We start from the raw sequence: 22,281 nt of genomic DNA, 5'->3' as shown, positions 1-22,281 counted from the left end.
GGGGTTCTGCTCCCGTCGACCCTGGAGGAGTTGCTTCTGTAATACGCGGTCAGTGTCCCTACGAGTAGACGAAATCACCCCCCGTGAAGGGAAAAGAACTGACATGCGACACATCACCCGTAAGGTCGTGACCGTTACGGCGGCCGCGGTCGCCGCCGCCGGCCTCGCCGTGGCTCCCGCCTCGGCGCTGCCGCTCACGGCCGACGTCACGCTCGCCGGGACGACCGGGCCTACCCAGCCCGTCACTGGAGAGAGCGTCGGCAACGTCGGCGGTCTCAACCAGAACCGGCCGGCGGCCCTGTCCTGCACGCCGAGCGCCAGTGCGCCCGCCCTGTCGGCCACCGGCACGGTGAAGGTTGGGAGCGGCCTGTCCCCGACCGGCCTCGCCGCCTTGACGAGCGTGAACTTCAACAACCCCTGCACCGCCGTCCCCGGCCCCGTCCCGACCACCGTGACGGCCGTGGGCGTCAGCGCGAGCAACCCGTGGAGCTTCAACGCCACGGGCACGACCAACGCCTCCGGAGTCACTACGGGCAGGCTGACGGGTGTCACGATCGAGCTGAACGCGCCCAGCATCGCGTGCAAGGTCCTGATCGAGGGCGACGCGGGGCCCGGCAGCGGCTACATCGGCGGCACGTACACCAACCCCGCACCGGGCTCGGGTGACCCCGGCACGCTGAAGCTGTCGACCGTGGCGGCCGACAACAACCTCAAGGTGACCCAGATCCTCCAGGGCCCGTGCCCCACCACCCTGATCCAGCTGAACGACAGGATGACGGTCAGCGGTACGGCCGAGGTCTTCGGGGACAACTCCACCAACAACGAGGGGCCGATCATCGACGTTCAGCCGTGAGCTGAGGTCGCAGCCCTGACTCACCCCGCACCCGGGCGCTCGTCGCCCGGGTGCGGTTCCCCATAGATCAAGGATGTGAGATGCGACAGGTGTTCAGGAGCGTCGCGAGGGTCGGGGCGGTCGCGGCTCTTGTCGCGGGCGGCGGCGCTTTGGTCGCCATTCCCCCGGCGATGGCGGACGTCGGTGTGGATTTGGGGCTCGTTTGTTCCGGCAAGGCCGAGACCCACGAAGTGGCCTTGCGGATCACGACGAGCGTCCCGGCGTCCGGGACCGTCGGCCAACCGGTCCAGCTGGGCACCATCAAGATCGATGTCGGTCTCCCTCCCGAATTGGTGAAAGAAGCCTCGGCGACGTCCCCGAGCAAAGCATCGGCACCACCGGTCACGGGCGTCGCCCCATCGTCCACGCCCTCGCCCGCGCTCCGAGGGGTCGCGGAAGTGAAGGTCGCCGTCCGTGAGCCCGCCGGCGATCGGAAGGGCGGGTGGCCGGCCTTCGCGCTGGCGGCGACGCCGCCAGACGATGACGGAACCGTGCACCTGACCGGTAGCGGGGTGGCGTCGCCGGTGCTCCCCGCATCGCCGGGCGCACTCTCATGGTCCGCCGGGGAGATGGAGCTGTCGCTGACGCCGGAGGAGACGACGGGGAAGGACGCGGCGGAGTTGGCGCTGCACTGCGTGGCCGAGAAGTCGACGCTGCTAGGAAGCGTAAAGGTCAAGGCGGGCAACGCCCTGGCGGCGCCCGGAGTGCCGACTGCGTCGCCCCGCCAGGCCGCCCCTGCTCAGGAGAACCTGTGCCAGACCATTCCGGGTCAGGGGGAGGATCCGCGGTACGCCATCAACCCTGATCCTGAGCTGTACAAGATCTATAGCTCCCCGGATACCCCCAGCGTTCCGTACGACGACACCGGCGCCGGGGTGATGTACTGCCTCAAGGCCACGGGATTCTTCAACATCAAGAAGGCTGGAAACGCCGTTCCCGTCGCTATTGAGAACAACGTACGCGCGCCGGTCAGAAGCCTTTCTGGTGATTTCTTCTTCGGGCCGAACTATGCGGAGCATCGCGGCTACTTCGTCAACCGGACCTACCCGACTCCCGCCACGATGCTGGGTTTCGGATTCATGCCGACGCGCGCGGTGGCGAAAGCGGTTCAAGTCGGTGCCCCGGGGAGCGGGAAAGATGACCCGATCACCGGCAACCTGCGAGTGGTCCAGCGACTGGACGACTCCATGAAACTGACGGACCCGACCGTCGACAAGCAAGAAGTCCGCGCCAGTGCCTACGTTCGACTCGAGGCCGACCAAGCCGAGGTCAATGGGGTTCCACTGGCTCTCGGCAGTAAATGCACTACCGGCCCGACCTTGTTCTATGCGAGTGGGTTCACCGGGACCAAGGAAACCGGTTCTGCGGACTACACGCAGGGGCAGAAAGTCATCGCCGAGAACGTCAAGATCCCCGCCTTCTCCGGCTGCGGAGTCAACGAAGACCTGAGCCCGATCCTCACCGCCAGCGTCTCCGGGACCGGAAACTACGCGAACCTCGAAGCGGGAATCTGGTGCAACGTCGAGAACGGCGGCAACTGCGTCGACGGTGCTGCTGCTCTGCCTCAAACCTTCTCTGTGTCGCCGGGCGGGGATTTCACCGCAGTTGCGCAAGACATTATTCTGGGCGGTACGAGGAACAGCGAATTCAGGTGCGATTCGGCGCGCATGCGGTTCCATCTGGACCGTGGTCACTGGCAGTCGCGATTCCGGCTGGGCAAGGGCAGCATGTCCCTCGACGGCTGTGAGGTCAAGGCGCGGAACGGCACCATCTACAAGGTGCACGGCGAGGTCGTCGATGAGGGAGACGTGTGGATCAACATGTCCATGACATTCTCCGGCGAGTGGCAGATGCTGATCAATGGAGTGACGCTCAAGGCGGTCGTGGAGCAGCCCGATGGCAGCACTTGTACGCTGCGGTTGGCCGAGGCCGTGCAGCAGAGCTTCTTCGACTCCTCGATCGTCGATGAGCGCCCTGGACGGATCATCGGGACTTACAAGGACGGCACCTACTCCGCGTTTCCCGAGTTGAAGACGTCAATGAAGTCGACCTGCAATATCTCGGGGTTCACGGACTACAGCCGACTCCTCACCTCGCAGGAGAACAAGTTCGTCTTCCAGCCGGAGCAGGAGATCACTTCTCCCTGACCGTTCCCTGCCGGCGCCCAGGTGGTCCGGTCGTGCTCGCCGCGGGCCCTTTCCGGCCCGCGGCGAGCACGTTCAGCGAACGCCGCCCATACACAGGCCGCTTGCGGCCATTGTGTCCGGCGCCGCTCCAGCCTTCGAACAAGGTCGAGCTGCTGGGCGTGATATGCGGCAGGTGATAATACGGACCGTCGCTCGAACTCTATTTCTGGCATTCGCTAACAAGGCGAAAAAATCTTCACATTCGCGTGTTATGGCGTATTGAATCGTCATTGTTTCGGGATTAGCCTTCGATTGGGAATCAGGGGATCACTCGCCGGTGGTCCGCACTTCGGTTCCGCGCCGGCCGGGATCACACTGTGGCGCCGTCCGACGCTCTGTGTCCGTTTCTTCCGGTACCAGAAAGGATGGACTGGTGAAGTTCACTCGATTGCGGAGGCGCGGCTCCCGGCTCGCGTTTCCCGCTGTGGCCGCCGCTGCGCTGCTCACCTTCGGCTTGGCGCCGGCGGCGTCGGCGGCCAATCCGGACCCGATCCCGGAGAGCTTCGACTTCTCCGATTGCCCGCCCCTTCCCGAGGGAGCGAGCCCGTACTACTCGCGATGCCAGGTGGCGATCGTCACCAGCGGCAACTTCAAGGTCGGCAACTTCGACCAGACGATCGACGAGCCGATCAAGATCACGTACGCGAACGCGTACTTCCTCGACACGTTCGAGATCAAGACCATCTTCGGAGGGCTCGACGCGCCGAAGATGCTCGTCCAGCCCGGCCTGTTCGGTGACCCGCTCCTGAGCGCCGTGTACGCGAGGGTCGAGTACGCGGGTGCCTTCGAGGTCCCGGGGACGAACGACTTCGACATCAACATCGCGGTCAAGGTTCGGCTCATCAACCCCTTCCTCGGGAGCAGGTGCACGGTCGGTACCAACAGCAACCCGATCAAGCTGCACCTCACGACCGGCACAACCAACCCACCGGCCCCCAACACTCCGATCACCGGTGAGGGCGTCACGATCAAGCGGTCCGACCCGCTGCCCGAGGTGCTGCAGGCCAAGCACGTCGGCAACGACTTCGCGGTGCCCGGCGCCTCCGGCTGCGTCTTCGGTCTGGGCGCCGCCGACTGGCTCGTCAACCAGATCGGCGGCTTCCCCTCGGCGGCCGGTAAGAACACCATGATCCAGAACGAGTACATCGTCTCGAAGTCCTACTCCGAGCTGTAAGCCGGCATGTCGACCGGATTGCGCTCGCGCGCGGTGCCGCAGGCGCAGTCCGGTGCCTTTCGGCGACAGTGACCGTGGCTCGTCTCGGCACGGTCCAGTCCCCGTCGAAAGGCACTGGGAACGGCCACACCTGCCCGCACCACCCCGGCGCTGGTGTGGTTGGGCCGGCTCGCCGCAGGCCGTCGGCGGCCTGCGGCGAGTCCGGTTCACTGCCGGTCGGGACGTGGTCGTCCGCCGACCTTTGTTCATTTCTCCCGGTACCAGAAAGGATGGACTGGTGAAGTTCACTCGACTTCGCAGGCGCGGCTCCCGGCTCGCGTTTCCCGCTGTGGCCGCCGCTGCGCTGCTCACCTTCGGCTTGGCGCCGGCCGCGTCGGCGGCCAATCCGGACCCGATTCCGGAGAGCTTCGACTTCTCCGATTGCCCGCCCCTTCCCGAGGGAGCGAGCCCGTTCTACTCGCGATGCCAGGTGGCTGTCGTCACCAGCGGCAACTTCAAGATCGGCAACTTCGACCAGACGATCGACGAGCCGATCAAGATCACGTACGCGAACGCGTACTTCCTCGACACGTTCGAGATCAAGACCATCTTCGGAGGGCTCGACGCGCCGAAGATGCTCGTCCAGCCCGGCCTGTTCGGTGACCCGCTCCTGAGCGCCGTGTACGCGAAGGTCGAGTACGCGGGCGCCTTCGAGGTCCCGGGCACCAACGACTTCGACATCAACGTGGCCGTGAAGGTCCGGCTCATCAACCCGTTCCTCGGGGGCAACTGCACGGTCGGTACCAACAGCAACCCGATCGCGCTGCACCTGACCACCGGCACCACCAACCCGCCGGCCCCCAACACTCCGATCACCGGTGAGGGCGTCACGATCAAGCGGTCCGACCCGCTGCCCGAGGTGCTGCAGGCCAAGCACGTCGGCAACGACTTCGCGGTGCCCGGCGCCTCCGGCTGCGTCTTCGGCGGCGGTGTCGCGGACTGGCTCATCAACCAGGTCGGCGGCTTCCCCTCGGCGGCCGGTAAGAACACCATGATCCAGAACGAGTACATCGTCTCGAAGTCCTACTCCGAGCTCTGATCCGAGCACGGTCGGTCCTGGGCCGTGCCCGCGGCGATCCCGCGGGCACGGCCCGCCCGCAGGCGGAAGGGGAGGTACATGAATTGGGCACGAACGCGCAGAAAGCTCGCTGTCGGTGTGGTGTGTTCGCTCACGGCGACTGGAATGTTCTTGGGCGTAGCCTCCTCCGCCCAAGCTCGTACGGGTCCGATGGCTCCTGCCGAGGCTGATCTGCCGGACTTCGACTTCTCTGATTGTCCCGCCGTTCCGGCGGATTACGAAAAATACATTGGTACGTGCTACGACCAGGTCGTGGTCGGTGGCCGAATCCAGATCGGCCGGCTCAGTCATGAGATCACCGATGAGATCAGGTTCACCTACGCCGAGGTGATGAAGTGGCCGACCGGGGAGAGGCAGTTCCTGGTGGGGCCGCTGCACACGAAGAAGGTGGCCCTGCCCTCGGAGGCCATCGGCCTTCCGCCGGGCAAGACGGTCTTCGCGGCTCCCGAGTACGCGGGCGGCTTCACGATCAACTACCCGGACATGACGATCGGCCTGAAGATCCGCCTGAGCGGTGCCGGACTCGGTGATTCCTGCGTGATCGGCAGCGATGAGGACCCGATTCCGCTGAGCATGACGACGGGCATCACGAACCCGCCTCCGCCGAACACCCCGATCACGGGCGTTCCGTTCACGCACGTGGGGACCGTGGACAAGGTGAACATCATGTCGGCGACGCATGTGGACAACGCCTTCCCCGCACCTGCCGCGCGGGGCTGCGAGCAGTTGGGCCAGAACATCGACGACCTCGTGAACGCAGCTACCGGCCTGCGGTCCCCGGCCGGCACGAACACCGTGGTCCTCGACCACTACATCGCCCTGCTCGGCATCAACAACCTTCCCTGATCGCCAGCGGCGCTCTTGGCTACGAGTAGTGCGCCGGAACCCGCCCGCCATCTGCGATCAATAAGGCCGTGCTTGCGCTTTCCGGGGCCCTGCCAGGAGAGATGACAGGGCCCTGGAACAAGCCCGATGCCATTGATGCCGACTATGGAAACGGGTCTGGCGCGCTCACCCGCACGGTGGCAATCTGGAGTTCAGCACTGTCGACTCGCGCAGCGATCCACAGGTGTTCGGTGGTGAAACGCGGACCACATGAGACCCGATGACGGCCCCGGCGAGTTCGCTGAGGGCGGGTATATCGCCAGGCAGTCCTGGCGCGGCAATCTGCCGATCCTGGTGGGCTTCGGCGCCGTGGACGTGTTCCTGCTCTATCAGACCATTCGGAATTCCGGGCCCGGCCTAGCCCTCGGACTGACGATGTTCACCGGAGCGACCGCGATACTCGCCGTTCTTGTCACGAGGCCGGCGCGCCGCGGGGAGGTGTCGTTCGCGGTGGACGTGCGAGGCGTCTATTTCGGCTACACCGGCGAAGATGCTGAGCCGGAGCTGATCCCGTGGTCATGGATCGACTGCATCGTGACCTTCGACCGGATCGTGCGCAGCGGCAGGCAGAGAACGCGCCATCACTACGTGGGGGTCGAACTCAACGCCGCCGGCGTCACCGCCCGGATGAGCCGTTTGCCCAGGCCGCCGGAACTTCCTCCGCCGACCATCGCGGAGGAGCAGTTCAAAGAGGCCGTCTTCGGTCCCTGGATGCGCCGATTGGGCGCCGAGCCGTCGCTGGCGTCGCAAAAGATCCAGGGCTGGCGGCTGGACGGAGAGAGGTTGGCCGAGGCGGTCATGCGCTACTCGCCCGACACACCCATCGCAGAGCGCCCCACGCGCCGAGATCCAGGCATCGTGGGCATCGCGGCCACCGCCTGGGAGATGGGCAGGAACCTCCAACGCCTCTCTGAACAGGACGACCACAGGAACGACGACGACGGCCAGTGACGATGCCGCCGGAGCCGAAAGCCGACAACTCAGCCTCGCCCAGCGGACAATGAGGAACCCGTAGGAGTGGCATGGCAACCGCAGCCTTGAGAGACCGGATTCCGTTCGAGACCAGCCGTCCATGGGTGATCGGCGCCGTCTTGCTGTGCGCGATCGGGACGCTCGGGGCGGTCGCCAACTCCGCGCGGCCCAGAGGCCATGTCGGGCGCGCGGCCGGGTTCGCGGACGTCCTGCGCATCAACCCGGGCGTGGTGCAGGCCGAGCAGGCCGCCGTGGTCGCGGTGGTGACGGTCGCCGGCTTGGCGGCGATGTGGTGGTCGCTGCGCCGGAGCTGGCCGTGGCTCCTGGTCGCGGGGGTTGTGCTGATGCTCCCCACCGAGTTCGTGTACGTCGTGGCGCGGAACGACTTTTACACCGGCGCGGCCTGGTTCTACTTCGGCTCGGTCACCGCCGGGGCGCAGCTGGTGTTGTTAGGGACGCTGGCCGCCGGGCTCCGGCTCGTCCACATCGGGGCGCCCGGTGCGGGCGCGATCCTGATCGGGGCGGGAGTGGGCGCGCAGGTCTTCGGCGCGTCCACGGACATGTTGATAGCGCACATCGAGATCGCGCGGCCTGGTGGCTACCCGTGGGACTTCGCCGAAGTCGTCCAGATCCTGATCCGTCTCTTCTTCCTGGCCACGTCGATCGGTGGGGCCTTCCTGGCGCTGGGCCTGTACTACCGCTACGACGGACGTCCCGAGCTGGCCGCACCGTCCGGCGACGCCGAGCCTGCGATGGGCGTCCGGACGGCGATCGCGGGCGCGGTGGCGGTCCTCGCGTTCATCCCGGCCGCCGGCATGGAGACGGTCAAGGGCGGCTTCGCGGTCAAAGCGTGCTGGCTGCTGCTGGCCGCCGGTCTGGTGGCGGCTGCGCTTGCGGGGCTTCGCGCGGCGGTCGGCACCATCGTCGCCTCGGCCGCCGTCATCGGCTTCTCTGGCCCGGCAAGCGCGCTCATACAAGGGCAGCATTCGGGCTTTATCAGCATGTGGTTCCTGGTGGCGCTCGGCGTGGTGGCGGGTGCCGCCGCCGCGTTCCCGCCCTGGCGCCACTGGGCCGCCCTCACCGTATGCACCTCGTGTGCCGCCGTCCTCGCCCTGACGATGGTGGTCCGCCCGGACCGCATGACGGTCGTCATGCTCCTTCTTCTCGCCGCCACCATCACGCTCGCGATCGCTTCACTCGGTGTCTGGCTGACCCAGGACGGACTTTCCCCTGCCGTCCTGGGCCCGCTGATGTTCGCGACCGTCATCGGTGCCTGCGGCCTGCTCGGCGACTGGCAGGGAACCGGCCGTCGGGGACCGGACGCGGAGCTGTTCCGCGAACCCGGCCACCTCTGGCTCTACACCGTCCTCTTGCTTCTGGCGGGCCTCGCCGTCGTCGCCCTCGAACGCTGGCGACCACGTCCAACCGAAGACTGACGCGCCTTCGCCGTCAGCGATCGCCGGTATGCGCGGAGGTGTTCGCCCTGAGCGACGTCCCGTCGTGCGTGCCGTCTCGCGGACGCGGCGGTGTCGGAGCGCCCTCGAACGCCTTGGCGCGGCCGTCCTCGCGGTTCTCGGGACGTGCCGTATGCGGGACCTCGAACCACACACGCAGCCGACCGTCGTCGAGCTGCTCGAACCCCCACGACTTGGCGAGCATCGACAGGATGGGCAGGCCGCGCCCGTGCTCGCCGTGCGGATCGTCCCGGTGATGCGGGACGGTGCTGCCGCCCTCGTCCGTGACCTCGATCCGGATGTTGGCCGTGTCCACGTAGGCGTCCACCTCCACGAGGTGGCCCGTCCCGTGGACGATCGCGTTCGTCAGCGTCTCCGACAGCAGCAGGACGCTGTCATCGCAGGCGCTGTGCGTCGCGCCGAGCAGCGGTTCGAGCCGCCCGAGCAGCCACCGCCGTCCGTTGGCCACGTTCTTGCGGGCGGACGGGATGACGCACGTCCCCAAGTGCTTCATCGGGCCCGCACCGCCCATGCGACCCGGGCCGCGGCCTCGGCCACGTCCCCGGCGATGCTCCACTGGTCACCGAAGGCGTAGAGCCATCGTCCCCGGTGGTCCACCGCCGCGACCCCGAGCCACTTGCGCGGCCAGGCCCGCTCCGGCACCCACAGCACCGCCTCACCCCGCGACGGGTGGACGAGCATGGAGGCGCATTGCTGGCGTTCTCCCAGCTTGAGACACAGATCAGCCAGGAGGCCGAACCGCACCACGTGCGGTCGCTGATCCGCTGACATCGTCGGACGCCCCTTCTCCAGGCACGCGAACGACCACGATTCACCCGACTTTCTTATGTGATCGCCCATCTACCGTGCGTAATTTTCGCTACGGTCAGAGTGTGCGCGGATGACGTGCGTTCCGCAATAGAAACGAACTGAACTAACGCAGTTTGTTTCTTTGATCTTGGCCTCAAGGCACCATAAAACGGATACAGGGAGGACAAAGTGACCGCTCGTCGCAGCCCCACGGTCCGCAAGCGTCGCCTCGCCGCCGAACTCCGGCGCCTCCGGAAGGAGCGCGGGCTGACCCGTGAGCAGGTGGCCGAGCGCATCGGATGCGCGCCCGTGACGATCACCCGCATCGAGACGGGCCAGAGCGGCGCCCGTCTCGGCGAGGTCTCTCTGATGCTGGAGGTCTATGGCGTCACCGGCGACGAGCGCGAGGCCCTCCTCCAGGTAGCGAAGGACGCCCGCAAGCGCGGCTGGTGGCACCAGTACAGCAGCACTATGCCCACCTGGTTTCAGGTGTACGTCGGGCTCGAAGGCGAAGCGGCATCGGTTCAGGATTACCAGTCGGAGGTCGTTCCTGGAGTCCTTCAGACTGAGGAGTACGCGAGGGCAACATACCTGGCTGAGGCGGTAGTCCCCTCGGAGGAAGAGGTCAACCGGCAAATCAGCCTTCGTATGGAGCGGCAGAAGCGCCTCCTTGAGGCAGAGGACGCTCCGGACATGTGGTTTGTCGTCAATGAAGCGGCCATCCGGCGTCAAGTGGGTGGACCCGTGATCATGCGGGGTCAGCTTGAGTTGCTGCTCGAACTGTCTCGCCGTCCCAACGTCACGCTCCAGATCTTGCCGTTCACTGCTGGTGCTCACCCTGCCATGCAGGGAGGCTTCACGATCCTCGGGTTTCCAGAACCCGCCGATCCGGCCACGGTGTATGTCGAGTACCGACGGGGAAGTCTTTACCTGGAGAAGCCGGACGAAGTGGACAACTATGTGCTCATCTTCAACCACCTGCGCGCGCAAGCTAGCGGCCGTGAGCAGTCGCGAAGCTTGATCGCTACGTCCGTCCAGGAAATCCACTGATCTCCCGCCCTAAGGAAGCAGGTGCCATATGGGACCGTCGCGAATCAACTGGCGCACTAGTAGCTACAGCACTGGTAACGGAGGCCAGTGCGTCGAGGTTGGAGCTTGGCGGAGGAGCAGTCCCAGAACCCCCCAAGGAAACTCTGTTGAGGTCGGCGGCGTTTGGAGGACGAGCAGCCACAGTGCTAACAACGGCGCCTGTGTCGAGGTTGGTGCGAGCCAGGCATTGGTGCTGGCACGGGACTCCAAGGATCCGGACGGGCTGGTGCTCGGCTTCGGTGCCGACGCCTGGGCTGCCTTCCTCAACACTGTGAAGAGAGGGCACTTCGACCTTGCTTGACGCCCTCCCGCGTCCCGCCCAAATCAGCCAGTAGCCGCTGGCCGCTACAGCCGCCCCCGAGCACCGTCCTGGACGTCATTACGGCGTCAAGGACAGCCCTACCTCCCCACATGGGTACCGCGACTCAGCCGCACACTGTGCCGTAGAACCAGGTGGGGAGGCGCTATGGACAACAGCAACATCGTCTGGCGCAAGAGCAGCCGCAGCACTGACGAGGGCAACTGCCTCGAAGTGGCCCGCTGGCGCGCAAGCAGCTACAGCATGGGCAACGGTGGAGAGTGTGTAGAGGTTGGGGCCTGGCGCACGAGCACTCACAGCACGGGCAATGGTGGTGAGTGTGTGGAGGTTGCGGCGGGGGCGGCGGTTGTGCTGGCGCGAGATTCCAAGGATCCGGACGGGCCCGTGCTGGGGTTCGGGGCCGGCGCTTGGGCCGCGTTCCTCGACGCCGTGAAGACCGGGCGCCTCGACCTCGCCTGACGCGATCGGAGCCGGCCACGAGAACGCGGCAAGACACGCGGTGGACATGCCGCTGATCATCGAGTTGCCTCGGTAGTTTCCGACGGTGGCATGCACGGAGCGGGCGCTCGGGCAGTCCATGTCAGCAATGCCGCTGCCGATGTGACCGGGTATCTCGCGGAGCAGACCGCTGGACCGGAACGGCGGCGCCGGTTGGAGACCGCCCTTGGTTCCCGGGGCGCGTCACCTCTGGGCCCGTGCCGCCACCAGACACAGGTCTCCACCAGAGCGTGGCCATGCGAAAACGACACATTGCCAGGAGGACATATGCGACTACCCAGATGGGCGCCTTGGGTGCAGGGCGTCCTGGCGGGGTCCCCGGCCATCACCGGTGTGAAGACGTTCGCCGACGCGGGGATCACCGGCAAGCCCTGCGGGCACGTCCTCACACTCCGGACCGGCGCGACGATCGCGATCCAGTGGGTCCGTACCAGTGCGTCCGGTGGTGAGGACCAGTCGCAGCCGGAGGAACCCGTGACCAGGCAGCCGCCCACGCCGGTGGCCCTCCCAGAACTCCCCGCGTCCGGGCGCGTAGCACTGACATTGGTCGAGGAGCACCTCGCCGCACTCATCGTGAACGGTGGCAGCGAAGAGATCCGTGCGGTCGAGCGGACCTCCCAGCGGCCGGATCAGGGCAGTGCCAAGTGCGGCGTCAACGTGCACATGCACTCGGGAGCGACCGTGTTCGGCGTCTTTGTGCACACCGCTTCCGCGGGCGCGTCCATCACGTCGGCGGGTGAGTTCCAGCAGAGAGAGGAGGTGTGAACCGTGGCCGACCGCCGGTCGTGCGGCGCGTCAACGTCGGCGCCTCCCAGTCCTGGCAGGAGGTCCGCCGTCGTTACGTGGCGTAATGACGGAATTGTGCCTATAGATCCGACTGGGGTGAGGGGGAACGCCTGCCTGGGGTGCGGGCGGGCGGTCGCCTATCGGGTGCGGGCGCGCTTCGGATTATCTCCGGGTGATCAATGAATGGGGTCGTTTTTGTTGCCGGGTGAGTGTTCCCGGCATTCAAGGTCTGAAGATCTTTCTGTAATGGTGTGCTGCGGGCGCGGGGTGGGTTACCTTTTAATGGGGCAATTCCTTTGACCTCGTGAAGGGGAGAGCGGATGACGAAGACCCTCGTTGGGGGAGGGGGTCGTCCTGGGGCTCTGCCGCCGCAGGTCATCGCGATTCTGAGCGCGGAGCTGCCCACGCTCGCCGGGGAGATCATCGAGGAGATCCGGCGGTCGGTCCCGGAGTACTCGCGGCAGGACGGGCCGACGACTCCGGCCGGATTCCGGGTCACCGTCGAGCAGGCCATGACGGCCTTTCTCGACCAGGTCTCCGGCGCCAGCGGCGCCCACGAGCGCCGCGACGAGCTGTGCCGGGAACTCGGCCGCGGCGTGGCCTACCAAGGGCGCACCCTCGACTCGCTCCAGGCCGCCTACCGGGTCGGCGTGCAGGTCGCGTGGCGGCGGGTCGCGGCCGTCGCGCGGGAGCGGCGGCTGCCGGCCGAGGTCATGTCCCGGCTGGCCGAGGCCCTCTTCGCCTACATCGACGAGCTGGCCTCCCTGTCGGTCGAGGGCTACCTGGAGGTCCGCTCGTCCGCCGACGAGCCGCCCGGCGACCACCGGCTGCTGCGGATGGTGCTCGGGCCGGGGGCCGCGAGCGGCGCGCTCGCCGGGGCCGCCGCCGCGTCCGGCTGGGACGTCCCCGACACCGTGACGATGGTCGCGCTGCCGGGCGGGGCCCGCTGCATCCGGGAGGCGATGGACGCCGACGTCCTGGTCAACCTCGCGGACGCCGAACCCCACCTGCTGATCCCCGGCGGATACGGGCCCGAGCGCGCGGCGATGCTGGGCCGCGCGATGCCCGAACGCCGGTTCGCGGTGGGCCTCACCGTCCCGCTGGGGGAGGCCGCCGACTCGCTGCGGTGGGCGCGGCGGGCCCTCGCCCTCGTGGACGCGGGGCTGCTGGAGGACGGCGGGCCGACGCTGTGCGAGCGGCATCTGCTGGAGCTGTGGCTGCTGTCGGACGGTCCGCTCCTCGACCAGCTCGCCCGGCGCGAATTGGCCGCGCTGTCCCATCTCCCGCGGACCCGTCGTATGCGCATGACCGAAACCCTCGGGGCGTGGCTGGAGGCACAGGGGAACGCGGTGGAGGCGGCCCGCCGGCTCCGGCTGCACCCGCAGACCGTCCGCTACCGGATGCGGCAGATCAGTGCGACGTTCGACCGGCAGCTCACCGATCCGGCGGCACGATTCGTGCTCGACGCGGTGCTGCGCGCCCACCGGCTACGGGAGCGGGGCGCCCCGTGAAATGAGCCCGTCCCAATTGGACGCTGAATGTGGCCATGAGGCCACACACTGCTGATTTTACGTTTCATTTACCTTGACGCGCCCTATTTGATCTAAGTTCAATGTGCTTCAGCTCACTGATTGCGGGGGGTGTGCAGGGGTCCCCCGCTCGGCGCGCCCTCGGTATTACGCCATACGGTCGACCGTCCGGACGGCCGGGTGCCCCCGCCCGGCGCCATGCCCCGGTCCGCGACGTCGGCGACTTGGAGGTGTGCCCATGGCACAGCAGACGTTGACGCGGGGGACGGTGAAGCGCCGGACGCGGCTGCCCCGCCGGCTCGCCCTGCTGATGCGCCCGGAACTGCCCAGCCTCGCCCAGGAGATCATCGACGAGGTCCGCCGGTCGATCCCCGAGTACGGGCGACCCCTCAAGGGCCCCTACGTGGAGGCCCTGCGGATCGGCGTGGAACGCGCGCTGACCGACTTCGTCGACCGGGTGGCCAACCCCCTCGCCCCGCGCGAGCGCCACCACGAGACCTACCGCCGCCTCGGCCGGTTCGAGGCGCAGGAGGGCCGGACGCTCGACACGCTCCAGGCCGCGCTGCGCATCGGCGCCCAGGTCGCGTGGCGGCGCATCATGAAGGTCGGGCCGCGCCGCCGGGTGTCGCCCGAGGTCATGGCCCAGCTCGCCGACGCCCTGTTCGCCTACATCGACGAACTCGCCGCGCTCGCGCTGGAGGGCTACCTGGACGCCCGCCCGGACGGCGAGGCCGAGGCGCACCGGCGGCGCTTACTGGAACTGCTGCTGCGGCCCGCCGCGTCCCCGCGCGTCCTGGCCGAGGCCGCCGAAAAGGCCGGGTGGACGATCCCCGACGAGGTGACCGTCGTCGTCGCCCCGCCCGGCGCCCGGTACGTGCGGGCCGCCCTCGACGAGGACGTCCTCGCCGACCTCACCGCCACCCAGCCGTTCCTCGTCGTCCCCGGCAAGGCGACCGGGGAGCGGCGCCGGTCCCTGCTGCGCGTCCTGCCGGACGGGCAGCTCGTCATCGGCCTCACGGTGCCGCCCGCGGGCGTCGTCGACTCGCTGCGGTGGGCGCGGTGCGCCCTCCGCCTGGTGGAGGACGGCGTCCTCGGCGACACGCCCGTCACCGACTGCGAGGAGCACCTCATCACCCTGTGGCTGCTGTCCGACCAGGCGCTCATCGACCAGCTCGCGGCCCGGCACCTCGGCGACATGGACGACCTCACCTGCCGGCAGCGCGAACGCCTGCTCGAGACGCTGCGCGCCTGGCTGACGACCCGCGGCAGCGCCAACGACATCGCGGCGGAGCTCGGCATCCACCCGCAGACCGTCCGCTACCGGATGCGGCAGGTCGAGAGCACCCTCGGCGACCGGCTCGCCGACTCCGACGCGCGCTTCGCGATCGAGGCGGTGCTGCGCGCCATGCGGCTGCGCGAGCGCGGCGGCGCGGCGGCGGGAGCGGCCTCCCGGCGGGACGGCGACGGCCCGCGGAAACCCTCACCGGATGATAATCGGCCAATTACGGATCGGCGGAATATGAGCAGCTGAAACGGACCTTGACGTGCGGGGTTGATGAGACGAATCCGCGCATGCTTCCATCCAATTCAGTGCAATTTCGGCGGGATGGTCGCGACGCGGTGGAGGTGCGTTCGGGGTGCGTTCACGATCGGCAGTCTCGGTCCTGGCCGGACTCGGCGCGGTGACGCTCATCGGCACGGTGGGCGTCCACCCCGTGTACGCGGACGAGACCCCGTCGCCCGAGACGACGGTGACCGACACGCCGTCCGACCCGCCGCCGGCGACGGAGACCCCGACCGACCCGCCGACGTCCGATCCGCCGACCGATCCGCCGACGTCCGACCCGCCCACGGATCCGCCGACGTCGGACCCGCCGACGGACCCGCCCACATCCAATCCGCCGACCGATCCTCCGACGGATCCGCCGACGAGTCCGCCGCCGACCACGACGCCCACGGACCCGCCGACGACGCCTCCGCCCGGACCGGGCAAGCCGAAGACGCCGGTGCTGTCGCTCGGGTTGACGGTGTCTCAGGCGACGATGAAGCCCGGCGGCTCGATCACCGCGACCGTGCGGATCTCGTCGGCGTACGCGACCGCGACCGGCGTCGCGCTGCGGATGTCGGCCTCGGGCGCGTCGGTCAGCCCCGGCGCGCAGTCCCTCGGCAGCGTCGGCTCCGGCGGGGCCGCCGCGATCGCGACCGTGCGGGCGCCGTCCAACGCCAAGCCCGGCGTCATCACGCTGCGCGCGTCGGTGTCGGCGGCCAAGGCGCGCAGCGTGTCCCGCACCTACAAGCTGATCATCACCTCGGCGTCCGGCGCGCTGCCGCCCGGGATCAGCGCGGGGACCCTGCCGCCCGGCGTGCCGCCGCTGACGCCGTCCGGGTTCAACCCGCTCGCCGGGATGAAGGGCCCGCAGGTGGCGCTGCCGCCGATCGTGCCCGCCAACGCCCCGCAGATCGCGCCGGCGTCCGGGCCGCTCGTCCCGGTGTCGAACCTGCGCACGATCCCCGCCGAGCCGTTCACCTACGAGGAACTGGCCGCGCTCCAGGCGGGCTTCCTCGCCGCGCTCGGCGCCGGGGTGACGCTGCTGCTGATGCGGCTGCGGCTGATCCGCCGCGGCGACGCCCGCGCCCAGCGGGTGATGCGCCGCCGGCTCCGCGCCGCCCGCCGGCACCTCGCGGGCAAGCGGCCCACCGCCGCGCGGCTGCGCACCCTGCCGCCGCAGCCCGCCCGCGCGCGGCCGGTCCGCCCGCTCCAGCCGGTCCCGCCGATCCGGCTGTCGGTCGGGCAGGTCCGTGTCGTCCGCCCCTGACCGCGGCGGCCTCCGGGACGCCGCCCCCGAACGTCCCGGCGGGCCGCCGCTCCAGGATCAGGCGTGGGAGCAGCCCCACCTCGCCGTCGCGGCCGTGGCGCTGCTGTGCGCGGCGTGGGCGGCGTCGGCCGTCCTCGTCATCGGCGTCCTCGCCAGCACCGGCTCCCGCGTCTGGCCGCTGCGGGTGCTGGACGGCCTCGTCCCCGGCCCGGCGGGTCCGCCGACGGCCGGGCCGGACATCGGCACCGGCATGGCCCTGTGCGCGCTCCTCCTCGCCGCCGGCGCGCTCCTCACCCACACCGCGCCGGAACTGCTCATCGGATCCCGGACGGCGCGGCTGACCGTCTGGGCGGCCGTGCCGCTCCTCGCCGCCGAGCCGATGCGCCGCGCCGCCATGGCGCTCCCCGAGCCGGGAGCGGACGTCACCGTCGCCGCCTGCACGCTGGCCGTCGGCGCCGCCGCGCTGGCCGCGGCGGCGCTCCTCGCGCTGCCCGCCGCCGGGTTCCAGACGGGGGTCAGCGCGCCAGCCGGATCAGGATCCGGCACACCTCGTCGATGATCTCCGCGGCCTCGGCCTCGTTCTCGGCCGTGGCGATCTCCCGTCCGGCCTCGCCGATGACGGTGGTCAGCACCAGGCTCAGCACCTGGTCGGCGCGCCCGGCGGGCTCCCCGGGCGCGGGGCCGCGCAGCAGCTTGGTGTTCTGCGCGATCCAGTGCTGGGCGCGGCTGCGGCGCATCAGCGACGACCCCGACGGGCCCTCCCCGGCGAGGAACAGCCGGGCCGCCTCCCGCCGCTCCCAGCACACCAGCAGGTAGGCGCGGGCCCCCGCGGTGAACAGCGCGATCGGGTCGGACTCGCCGCTCTTGCGCGCGGCGGACACCGCCTGCGCGGCGCTCGCCTCCTGCTCTGCGGTGAGGTCCTCCCACAGCGCGACGTACAGGCCGGCCTTGCCGCCGTAGTGGTGGTAGAGGCTGCCGACGCTGATCCCGGACCGCTCGACGATCTCGGCGATGCCCGCGTCGGCGTAGCCGCGGTCGGCGAAGACCTGCTGCGCCGCGCTCAGCAGCGCGTGGCGCGTCGCGTCGGCGCGGGCCCACTGCCGCCCGCCGCCCGCCGAGCCGCCGCCCGGCCCGTCGCCGTTCCCCGTGTCGTTACCGTGGCGCGTCCTGCTCGTCCGCATCCCTTCATGGTGCCAGGTCGCGGGCGCGAGGACCGTTAATACCAGTTGTGCGCCTGCCAGAACGACCAGGCGCCGCACGGGTCCTTGTAGCGGGCCTTGATGTAGCCGAGCCCCCACGCGATCTGGGTGGGGGAGCTGGTGCGCCAGTCGGCCCCGGCGCTCGCCAGCTTGGAACCCGGCAGCGCCTGCGGGATGCCGTAGGCGCCGCTGGACGGATTCACGGCCCGCTCGTTCCAGCCGCTCTCGTGGTTCCACAACGTGAGGAGGGACGGCCAGCAGCGGCCCCAGCCCTTCATGGCGTTCATCTTCTTGCCGTACGCCTTGTTCTGCCCGGCGCTGGGGTTCATCTTGGCGAGCCGCTCGCGCTCCTGCTGCGCCTTGAGCTTCGCCCGCGCCGCCGCGTCCCGCTTGGCCTTCTCCTTGAGCCGCTTCAGCTCGCGCTGGTGCTCCTCGTAGGCGCGCTTCTTGGCGGTGGCGATCGCGTCGGCCGCGACCTTGTCCATGTCGGTCGCGGACGTCAGCTGGGCGAGCATGTCGTTGGTCGACAGCCCGGCCGCGGCGGCCTTCGGCGGCTTGGTGTCGTCGCCGGTGAACGCGTTGAGGTCGACGACCGTCACCGCGGTGCCGAGCGCGGCGATCGCCGCGACGGTGATGGTCACGTTGCTGGTGAGGACCCGCCGCAGGCGCCGCTTCTTCTCCGGCGGGACGGACGGCGGCATCGGCATCGGCCCGGTCCCGCCCGTGCCGCCCGGCCCGCCGTACGCGCCGTGCGCGTCGTACTCGTCGGCTGCCGGACGCGGTGCGGGAACCCGCTCGGAGCGGGCGCGCCGGCCCTCGGCGGAACGTCTGCGGGTGCCGTGACTCTGGGGCATGGGATGAAGACTGCCTTATCGCCCGGGGTCGTGTCGTCGAACTGAAGGTACGCGGGCGGCATCGTACGCGGTTCACCCGTCCCGCGTCTTCCCCCGCCGTCACCCCGGTCGCGGGGGCGGTGCGTCAGCTCCGGGCACCGCCGGGGTTCAGCAGTTCCACGTCGCCGGCCGCGAGCCGCGCCGGCTGGAGCGCCTCGAACACCTCGCGGTGCGTGCCGGCGAACGGGGCGAACGCGCCGCCGGGCGACTCCAGCGCCAGGCTCGCCTCGTTGGCCCGCTCCCGTCCCGCCTCGGTGATCTCCACCAGCGTCGCGCGCCGGTCGCGGGGATGCCGGGTGCGGGCGACGAGACCGACCGCCTCCAGCTGCTCGACGGTCAGCGTCACCGTCGTCGGGTGCACCATCAGGATCCGGCCGAGCGTGCTCAGCCGCGCGCTGCCGCGGGTCGTGAGGGCCAGCGTGGTCAGCAGCAGGTAGCCGCTGCGGGTCAGGCCCAGCCGTTTCAGCTCCGCTTCGAGGGCCTTCTTGAAGAGCTGATCGAGCCGACCCACCGCGCAGATCGCCATGAACGGCCACGGGCCGCCCTGGAGCCCCTGCTCCTCCCACCGGTCCCGGACGCCCATGACCAGCGGGTCGGCACCGCCGTCCATGTCGTCTTCCATCTCACGCCCCGTGTCGATCATCGTGCGCCCGATCGTAGCTTCGGACAAATCCAGATGTAAGTACTCGCTTCTTAGACCTTCTTCCAATAGAGTGCCTCAGATCACAGCGGTGGTGCCCGAGTGCTTGCTTGGGTCATGCTGTGATCCCGGTCTCTGCCGAGACCACGGTGGCGCGCGACGACGAAGAGGACGTGGGCGCCGCCTGTGGCCCGGCGGGAGCCGGCGTATCGGATGGGCGCCGACGTCCGAGAACGAAGGAGGCTGGTATGTACCTTCACCCCCGCCCCCCGGGGGAGGTCGCCGGCTGATGGCCCTGAGCCTCACGAAGGCCCCGGACCTGGCACGCAGACGCGTCGGGCGAGCGCTCGACGAGACGGGACTGCTGTGCGTGACCCTCCTCGAAGGGCTGCGCCGCTCCTGGGACCTGCGCCAGTGGTGGGGCGAGTTCATCGAGCAGTGCTGGTTCCTGGCACGCGTCACGAGCGTGCCGGTCATGCTCATCGCCGTGCCGCTGGGCGCCACCATCTCGCTCCAGGTCGGCGACATCGCCCGCCAGCTCGGCGCGCAGTCCGGCACCGGAGCGCTGCTCACCGCCGCGATGATCCAGCAGGTGGCGCCGCTGGCCGCGGCGCTGCTGGTCTCCGGCGTGGGCGGCTCGGCGATCACCGCCGACATGGGCGCCCGCAACATCCGCGACGAACTCGCGGCGATGGAGGTCATGGGCATCAACCCGATCCACCGCCTGGTCACCCCCAGGCTGTGGGCGGCGAGCATGGTGTCCGGGCTGCTGTGCTCGGTGGTGATCCTGGCGGGCGTCGTCGGCGGCTACTACTTCAACGTCATCCAGCAGGGCGTCAGCCCGGGCGCGTTCTTCGACGGCTCGACCACCCTGCTGCAGTTCTCAGACCTGGTGATCACCCTGTTCAAGGCGTGGGTGTTCGGCTTCATCGCCGCCGCCGTCGCCTGCTACATGGGCATGAACTGCGACTACGGCCCCGTCGGCGTCGGCCGCGCGGTGAACAAGGCCGTCGTCGTCACCTCGATCGTGGTGTTCGCGACGAACTACATCCTCACCATGATCTACCAGGTCCTGTTCCCCCCGAGGTTCTGATGGTCGCCATATCCCCCGTCCGCAAGCTGGGCCGCGCCGTCCGCGGCCGGACCGCGGGCCTCGCCGCGTCCGCCGACCTCCCGGTCTTCCTCGGCCGGGTCCTCTACCACCTGTTCGTCGACATCATCATCAAGCGCAAGTACGGCAAGACGCTCGCCAAGCAGGTCAGCGACATCACCGTCGGCGTCGGCGCGCTCGTCATCGGCGGCGGCATGATCTTCGTGATCGCCACGATGTCGCTCGCCACCGGCGCGATGGTCGGCCTCCAGGGCTACCCCGGCCTGGAGCGCATCGGCGCCGAGGCGTTCACCGGACTGGTCGCGAGCTACTCCAACGTCCGCGAGGTCACCCCGATCATCGCGGGCGTCGCGCTGGTCGCGCAGGTCGGCACCGGGTTCACCGCCGAGATCGGCGCGATGCGGATCTCCGAGGAGATCGACGCGCTGGAGGTCATGGGCATCAACTCGCTGGCCTACCTGGTCTGCACCCGGGTCGCCGCCGGCGTCATCGCCCTCGTGCCGCTGTACCTGGTCTCGCTGTTCATGGCGTTCTTCGCCACCCGGTTCATCACGATCCAGTACTTCGGGCTCTCACCCGGCATCTACGACTACTACTTCCACCTCTACCTCCCCCCGATCGACGTCTTCTACAGCGTCATCAAGGTGGCGGTGTTCGCGTTCATCATCATGTTCATCCACTGCTACCGCGGCTACTACGCGGCGGGCGGGCCGGTCGGCGTCGGCGTCGCCGCGGGCCGCGCGATCCGGGAGTCGACCATCCTGATGATCCTCATGAACCTGGTCCTGTCGTACATCTTCTGGGGCCACGGCAGCACAGTGAAGTTGACCGGATGAGCGAAGAGAGCATCTCCCAGCGCTCCCGGACGATGTTCGGGCTGGTCGGCGCGGGCGTCATCGCGGCCGCCGCCGCGTTCGTCGCGATCGGCTCCACCCCGGACCACTCGGGCTCCACGTACTACACCGCCACGTTCGGACGGGCGGGGCAGGGCCTCGACCCGGGCAAGTCCGAGGTGAAGGTCCGCGGCATCGCGGTCGGCGCCGTCGACAGCCTCGACCTGGACGACCAGGGCCGCGTCAAGGTGCGGCTCCGGCTCGACAAGGGCGTCCGCATCGCCGACACGACCGTCGCGACGGTCGAGCCCGTCTCGGTGTTCGGCCCGAAGGACCTCAACCTCGACCTCGGCAAGAACGAGCTCACCGGCCCGTACCTGAAGGACGGCGCCACGATCACCGAGACCAACGACCCGAAGGAGCTGTCCGACACCGCCTGGCTCGCCTACGACCTCACCAAGGCGATCAACCCCGACGACGTCGCCGCGCTGCTGCACACGTTCGGCGCGGGGCTGTCCGGGCAGGGGCCCGCGCTCCGCCGGACGATCGACAACGGCGCGATCGTCGTGGACGCCACCCACAAGGACCGGGCCGCGATCAACGCGCTGCTGCGCAACATCAACGGGCTGTCGGGCACGCTGGCGTCCCGCGGCGACACGTTCACCGCGTTCACCGGCGACTTCAACAAGCTGTCCCAGACGATCAGCGCGAAGCCCGACAAGGTCTCGCAGCTGCTGGACGAGTCGAGCAAGCTCGGCGACACCCTCGGCCGCAACCTGGAGCAGCACGGCCGCAACCTCGGCAACATCATCGACAACGGCAGCGGCATCGTCGCGGTGTTCGACAACCAGCGCCGCAACATCCCGGTGCTGCTGGACAGCCTCAACGGGTTCTTCAACCTGCTGGCGCAGATCATCCGCATCCCCGGACCGGAGGGCACCGTCATCGCGCAGGCGCGCGACGACCTGCCCCTCGACATCTGCCAGATCTTCATCGACGCCTGCGCCACCACGCCGAAGAAGACGGCGTTCGAGATGAAGCTCCCGGGCCAGAGCAAGACCGGGGGGCGGCCATGAGC

General features: G+C 69.0%; 23 protein-coding genes. 18 read left to right on the top strand and 5 right to left on the bottom strand.

The annotated features are described in order from the left end of the window. Positions 1–103: 103 nt before the first annotated feature. From ACGFI1_RS15155 to ACGFI1_RS15125, 7 genes are all read left to right on the top strand, one after another. Positions 104–853 (top strand): hypothetical protein, encoded by a 750-nt coding sequence (locus ACGFI1_RS15155; RefSeq protein ID WP_392785764.1) that lies wholly within the window; start codon positions 104–106, stop codon positions 851–853. A gap of 80 nt (positions 854–933) precedes the next feature. Next, complete coding sequence (locus tag ACGFI1_RS15150; RefSeq protein ID WP_392785763.1) at positions 934–3,039, top strand: hypothetical protein; 2,106 nt, start codon at positions 934–936, stop codon at positions 3,037–3,039. 412 nt (positions 3,040–3,451) lie between these two features. Continuing rightward, positions 3,452–4,252 (top strand): hypothetical protein, encoded by an 801-nt coding sequence (locus ACGFI1_RS15145; RefSeq protein ID WP_392785761.1) that lies wholly within the window; start codon positions 3,452–3,454, stop codon positions 4,250–4,252. Positions 4,253–4,529: 277 nt separating this feature from the next. After that, positions 4,530–5,330: a hypothetical protein gene (locus ACGFI1_RS15140; protein ID WP_392785760.1), complete on the top strand. Its 801-nt coding sequence runs from the start codon at positions 4,530–4,532 to the stop codon at positions 5,328–5,330. A 189-nt stretch (positions 5,331–5,519) separates the two neighbouring features. Beyond that, positions 5,520–6,215, top strand: coding sequence for a hypothetical protein (locus ACGFI1_RS15135; RefSeq protein ID WP_392785758.1), 696 nt, complete (start codon positions 5,520–5,522; stop codon positions 6,213–6,215). Between the two features lie 249 nt (positions 6,216–6,464). Continuing rightward, on the top strand, positions 6,465–7,205 hold the full coding sequence (locus tag ACGFI1_RS15130) for a hypothetical protein (RefSeq protein WP_392785756.1): 741 nt from the start codon (positions 6,465–6,467) through the stop codon (positions 7,203–7,205). Between the two features lie 71 nt (positions 7,206–7,276). Beyond that, positions 7,277–8,662, top strand: coding sequence for a hypothetical protein (locus ACGFI1_RS15125; RefSeq protein WP_392785755.1), 1,386 nt, complete (start codon positions 7,277–7,279; stop codon positions 8,660–8,662). A gap of 13 nt (positions 8,663–8,675) precedes the next feature. Here the strand turns inward: ACGFI1_RS15125 and ACGFI1_RS15120 are convergent, their stop codons facing one another. Both ACGFI1_RS15120 and ACGFI1_RS15115 read right to left on the bottom strand, forming a co-directional pair. Next, positions 8,676–9,194, bottom strand: a complete 519-nt coding sequence (locus tag ACGFI1_RS15120; protein WP_171068869.1) for an ATP-binding protein — start codon at positions 9,192–9,194, stop codon at positions 8,676–8,678. Beyond that, positions 9,191–9,472, bottom strand: coding sequence for a hypothetical protein (locus ACGFI1_RS15115; protein ID WP_392785753.1), 282 nt, complete (start codon positions 9,470–9,472; stop codon positions 9,191–9,193). Before ACGFI1_RS15115 ends, ACGFI1_RS15120 begins: the two co-directional genes overlap by 4 nt. Positions 9,473–9,679: 207 nt before the next feature. Here ACGFI1_RS15115 and ACGFI1_RS15110 point away from each other — a divergent pair, with 207 nt between their 5' ends. The 8 genes from ACGFI1_RS15110 (at position 9,680) to ACGFI1_RS15075 (ending at position 17,086) form a co-directional block, all read left to right on the top strand. Then, a complete protein-coding gene (locus tag ACGFI1_RS15110) occupies positions 9,680–10,540 on the top strand; it encodes a helix-turn-helix domain-containing protein (RefSeq protein ID WP_392785751.1) in 861 nt (286 codons plus the stop codon). A 28-nt stretch (positions 10,541–10,568) separates the two neighbouring features. Then, positions 10,569–10,880: a DUF397 domain-containing protein gene (locus ACGFI1_RS15105; RefSeq protein ID WP_392785749.1), complete on the top strand. Its 312-nt coding sequence runs from the start codon at positions 10,569–10,571 to the stop codon at positions 10,878–10,880. Positions 10,881–11,045: 165 nt separating this feature from the next. Next, positions 11,046–11,357 carry a DUF397 domain-containing protein gene (locus tag ACGFI1_RS15100; RefSeq protein WP_392785747.1) on the top strand — a complete coding sequence of 104 codons (312 nt, stop codon included), beginning with the start codon at positions 11,046–11,048 and terminating at the stop codon, positions 11,355–11,357. A gap of 372 nt (positions 11,358–11,729) precedes the next feature. Further along, positions 11,730–12,161 carry a hypothetical protein gene (locus ACGFI1_RS15095; protein WP_392785745.1) on the top strand — a complete coding sequence of 144 codons (432 nt, stop codon included), beginning with the start codon at positions 11,730–11,732 and terminating at the stop codon, positions 12,159–12,161. Between the two features lie 341 nt (positions 12,162–12,502). After that, on the top strand, positions 12,503–13,693 hold the full coding sequence (locus ACGFI1_RS15090; RefSeq protein WP_138634973.1) for a PucR family transcriptional regulator: 1,191 nt from the start codon (positions 12,503–12,505) through the stop codon (positions 13,691–13,693). 256 nt (positions 13,694–13,949) lie between these two features. Continuing rightward, the gene (locus ACGFI1_RS15085; protein WP_392785743.1) at positions 13,950–15,242 is read left to right on the top strand and encodes a helix-turn-helix domain-containing protein; all 1,293 of its coding nucleotides are present in this window, start codon (positions 13,950–13,952) and stop codon (positions 15,240–15,242) included. A gap of 106 nt (positions 15,243–15,348) precedes the next feature. Next, positions 15,349–16,527, top strand: coding sequence for a hypothetical protein (locus tag ACGFI1_RS15080; RefSeq protein WP_386876661.1), 1,179 nt, complete (start codon positions 15,349–15,351; stop codon positions 16,525–16,527). Further along, positions 16,511–17,086 carry a hypothetical protein gene (locus ACGFI1_RS15075; protein ID WP_392785741.1) on the top strand — a complete coding sequence of 192 codons (576 nt, stop codon included), beginning with the start codon at positions 16,511–16,513 and terminating at the stop codon, positions 17,084–17,086. The genes ACGFI1_RS15080 and ACGFI1_RS15075 overlap by 17 nt, the downstream gene beginning before the upstream one ends. Here ACGFI1_RS15075 and ACGFI1_RS15070 read toward each other — a convergent pair. The 3 genes from ACGFI1_RS15070 to ACGFI1_RS15060 all read right to left on the bottom strand — a co-directional run bounded on the left by ACGFI1_RS15070 (position 17,043) and on the right by ACGFI1_RS15060 (position 19,262). After that, positions 17,043–17,708, bottom strand: a complete 666-nt coding sequence (locus ACGFI1_RS15070) for a TetR/AcrR family transcriptional regulator (protein ID WP_138634983.1) — start codon at positions 17,706–17,708, stop codon at positions 17,043–17,045. The two genes, ACGFI1_RS15075 and ACGFI1_RS15070, sit on opposite strands and share 44 nt — an antisense overlap. A gap of 35 nt (positions 17,709–17,743) precedes the next feature. Continuing rightward, a complete protein-coding gene (locus ACGFI1_RS15065) occupies positions 17,744–18,580 on the bottom strand; it encodes an aggregation-promoting factor C-terminal-like domain-containing protein (protein WP_392785740.1) in 837 nt (278 codons plus the stop codon). A gap of 124 nt (positions 18,581–18,704) precedes the next feature. After that, positions 18,705–19,262: a MarR family winged helix-turn-helix transcriptional regulator gene (locus ACGFI1_RS15060; RefSeq protein WP_240807260.1), complete on the bottom strand. Its 558-nt coding sequence runs from the start codon at positions 19,260–19,262 to the stop codon at positions 18,705–18,707. 286 nt (positions 19,263–19,548) lie between these two features. On the opposite strand from ACGFI1_RS15060, the gene ACGFI1_RS15055 reads away from it, so the two are divergent. The 3 genes from ACGFI1_RS15055 to ACGFI1_RS15045 are packed head-to-tail and all read left to right on the top strand — an operon-like array spanning position 19,549 to position 22,279. Continuing rightward, entirely contained in the window at positions 19,549–20,352 is an 804-nt protein-coding gene (locus ACGFI1_RS15055; RefSeq protein WP_138634989.1) for an MlaE family ABC transporter permease, read from the top strand. Next, positions 20,352–21,206 (top strand): ABC transporter permease, encoded by an 855-nt coding sequence (locus ACGFI1_RS15050; RefSeq protein ID WP_089326540.1) that lies wholly within the window; start codon positions 20,352–20,354, stop codon positions 21,204–21,206. The genes ACGFI1_RS15055 and ACGFI1_RS15050 overlap by 1 nt, the downstream gene beginning before the upstream one ends. Then, on the top strand, positions 21,203–22,279 hold the full coding sequence (locus ACGFI1_RS15045; protein ID WP_392785738.1) for an MlaD family protein: 1,077 nt from the start codon (positions 21,203–21,205) through the stop codon (positions 22,277–22,279). The genes ACGFI1_RS15050 and ACGFI1_RS15045 overlap by 4 nt, the downstream gene beginning before the upstream one ends. The last annotated feature ends 2 nt before the right edge of the window (positions 22,280–22,281 follow it).

Origin of the sequence: Actinomadura geliboluensis, assembly GCF_043197915.1 — a bacterium.
Lineage (GTDB): Bacteria > Actinomycetota > Actinomycetes > Streptosporangiales > Streptosporangiaceae > Spirillospora > Spirillospora geliboluensis.
Note: the sequence above shows the minus strand (reverse complement) of the source record. Positions and strands in the feature narration are given on the sequence as shown.

Coding starts and splice junctions, on each gene's coding strand:
- ACGFI1_RS15065 (WP_392785740.1), bottom strand. CDS start 18,580: ATGCCCCAGAGTCACGGCACCCGCAGACGTTCCGCCGAGGGCCGGCGC.
- ACGFI1_RS15105 (WP_392785749.1), top strand. CDS start 10,569: ATGGGACCGTCGCGAATCAACTGGCGCACTAGTAGCTACAGCACTGGT.
- ACGFI1_RS15090 (WP_138634973.1), top strand. CDS start 12,503: ATGACGAAGACCCTCGTTGGGGGAGGGGGTCGTCCTGGGGCTCTGCCG.
- ACGFI1_RS15150 (WP_392785763.1), top strand. CDS start 934: ATGCGACAGGTGTTCAGGAGCGTCGCGAGGGTCGGGGCGGTCGCGGCT.
- ACGFI1_RS15155 (WP_392785764.1), top strand. CDS start 104: ATGCGACACATCACCCGTAAGGTCGTGACCGTTACGGCGGCCGCGGTC.
- ACGFI1_RS15050 (WP_089326540.1), top strand. CDS start 20,352: ATGGTCGCCATATCCCCCGTCCGCAAGCTGGGCCGCGCCGTCCGCGGC.
- ACGFI1_RS15100 (WP_392785747.1), top strand. CDS start 11,046: ATGGACAACAGCAACATCGTCTGGCGCAAGAGCAGCCGCAGCACTGAC.
- ACGFI1_RS15125 (WP_392785755.1), top strand. CDS start 7,277: ATGGCAACCGCAGCCTTGAGAGACCGGATTCCGTTCGAGACCAGCCGT.
- ACGFI1_RS15060 (WP_240807260.1), bottom strand. CDS start 19,262: ATGATCGACACGGGGCGTGAGATGGAAGACGACATGGACGGCGGTGCC.
- ACGFI1_RS15135 (WP_392785758.1), top strand. CDS start 5,520: ATGGCTCCTGCCGAGGCTGATCTGCCGGACTTCGACTTCTCTGATTGT.
- ACGFI1_RS15120 (WP_171068869.1), bottom strand. CDS start 9,194: ATGAAGCACTTGGGGACGTGCGTCATCCCGTCCGCCCGCAAGAACGTG.
- ACGFI1_RS15070 (WP_138634983.1), bottom strand. CDS start 17,708: ATGCGGACGAGCAGGACGCGCCACGGTAACGACACGGGGAACGGCGAC.
- ACGFI1_RS15045 (WP_392785738.1), top strand. CDS start 21,203: ATGAGCGAAGAGAGCATCTCCCAGCGCTCCCGGACGATGTTCGGGCTG.
- ACGFI1_RS15085 (WP_392785743.1), top strand. CDS start 13,950: ATGGCACAGCAGACGTTGACGCGGGGGACGGTGAAGCGCCGGACGCGG.
- ACGFI1_RS15055 (WP_138634989.1), top strand. CDS start 19,549: ATGGCCCTGAGCCTCACGAAGGCCCCGGACCTGGCACGCAGACGCGTC.
- ACGFI1_RS15115 (WP_392785753.1), bottom strand. CDS start 9,472: ATGTCAGCGGATCAGCGACCGCACGTGGTGCGGTTCGGCCTCCTGGCT.
- ACGFI1_RS15130 (WP_392785756.1), top strand. CDS start 6,465: ATGAGACCCGATGACGGCCCCGGCGAGTTCGCTGAGGGCGGGTATATC.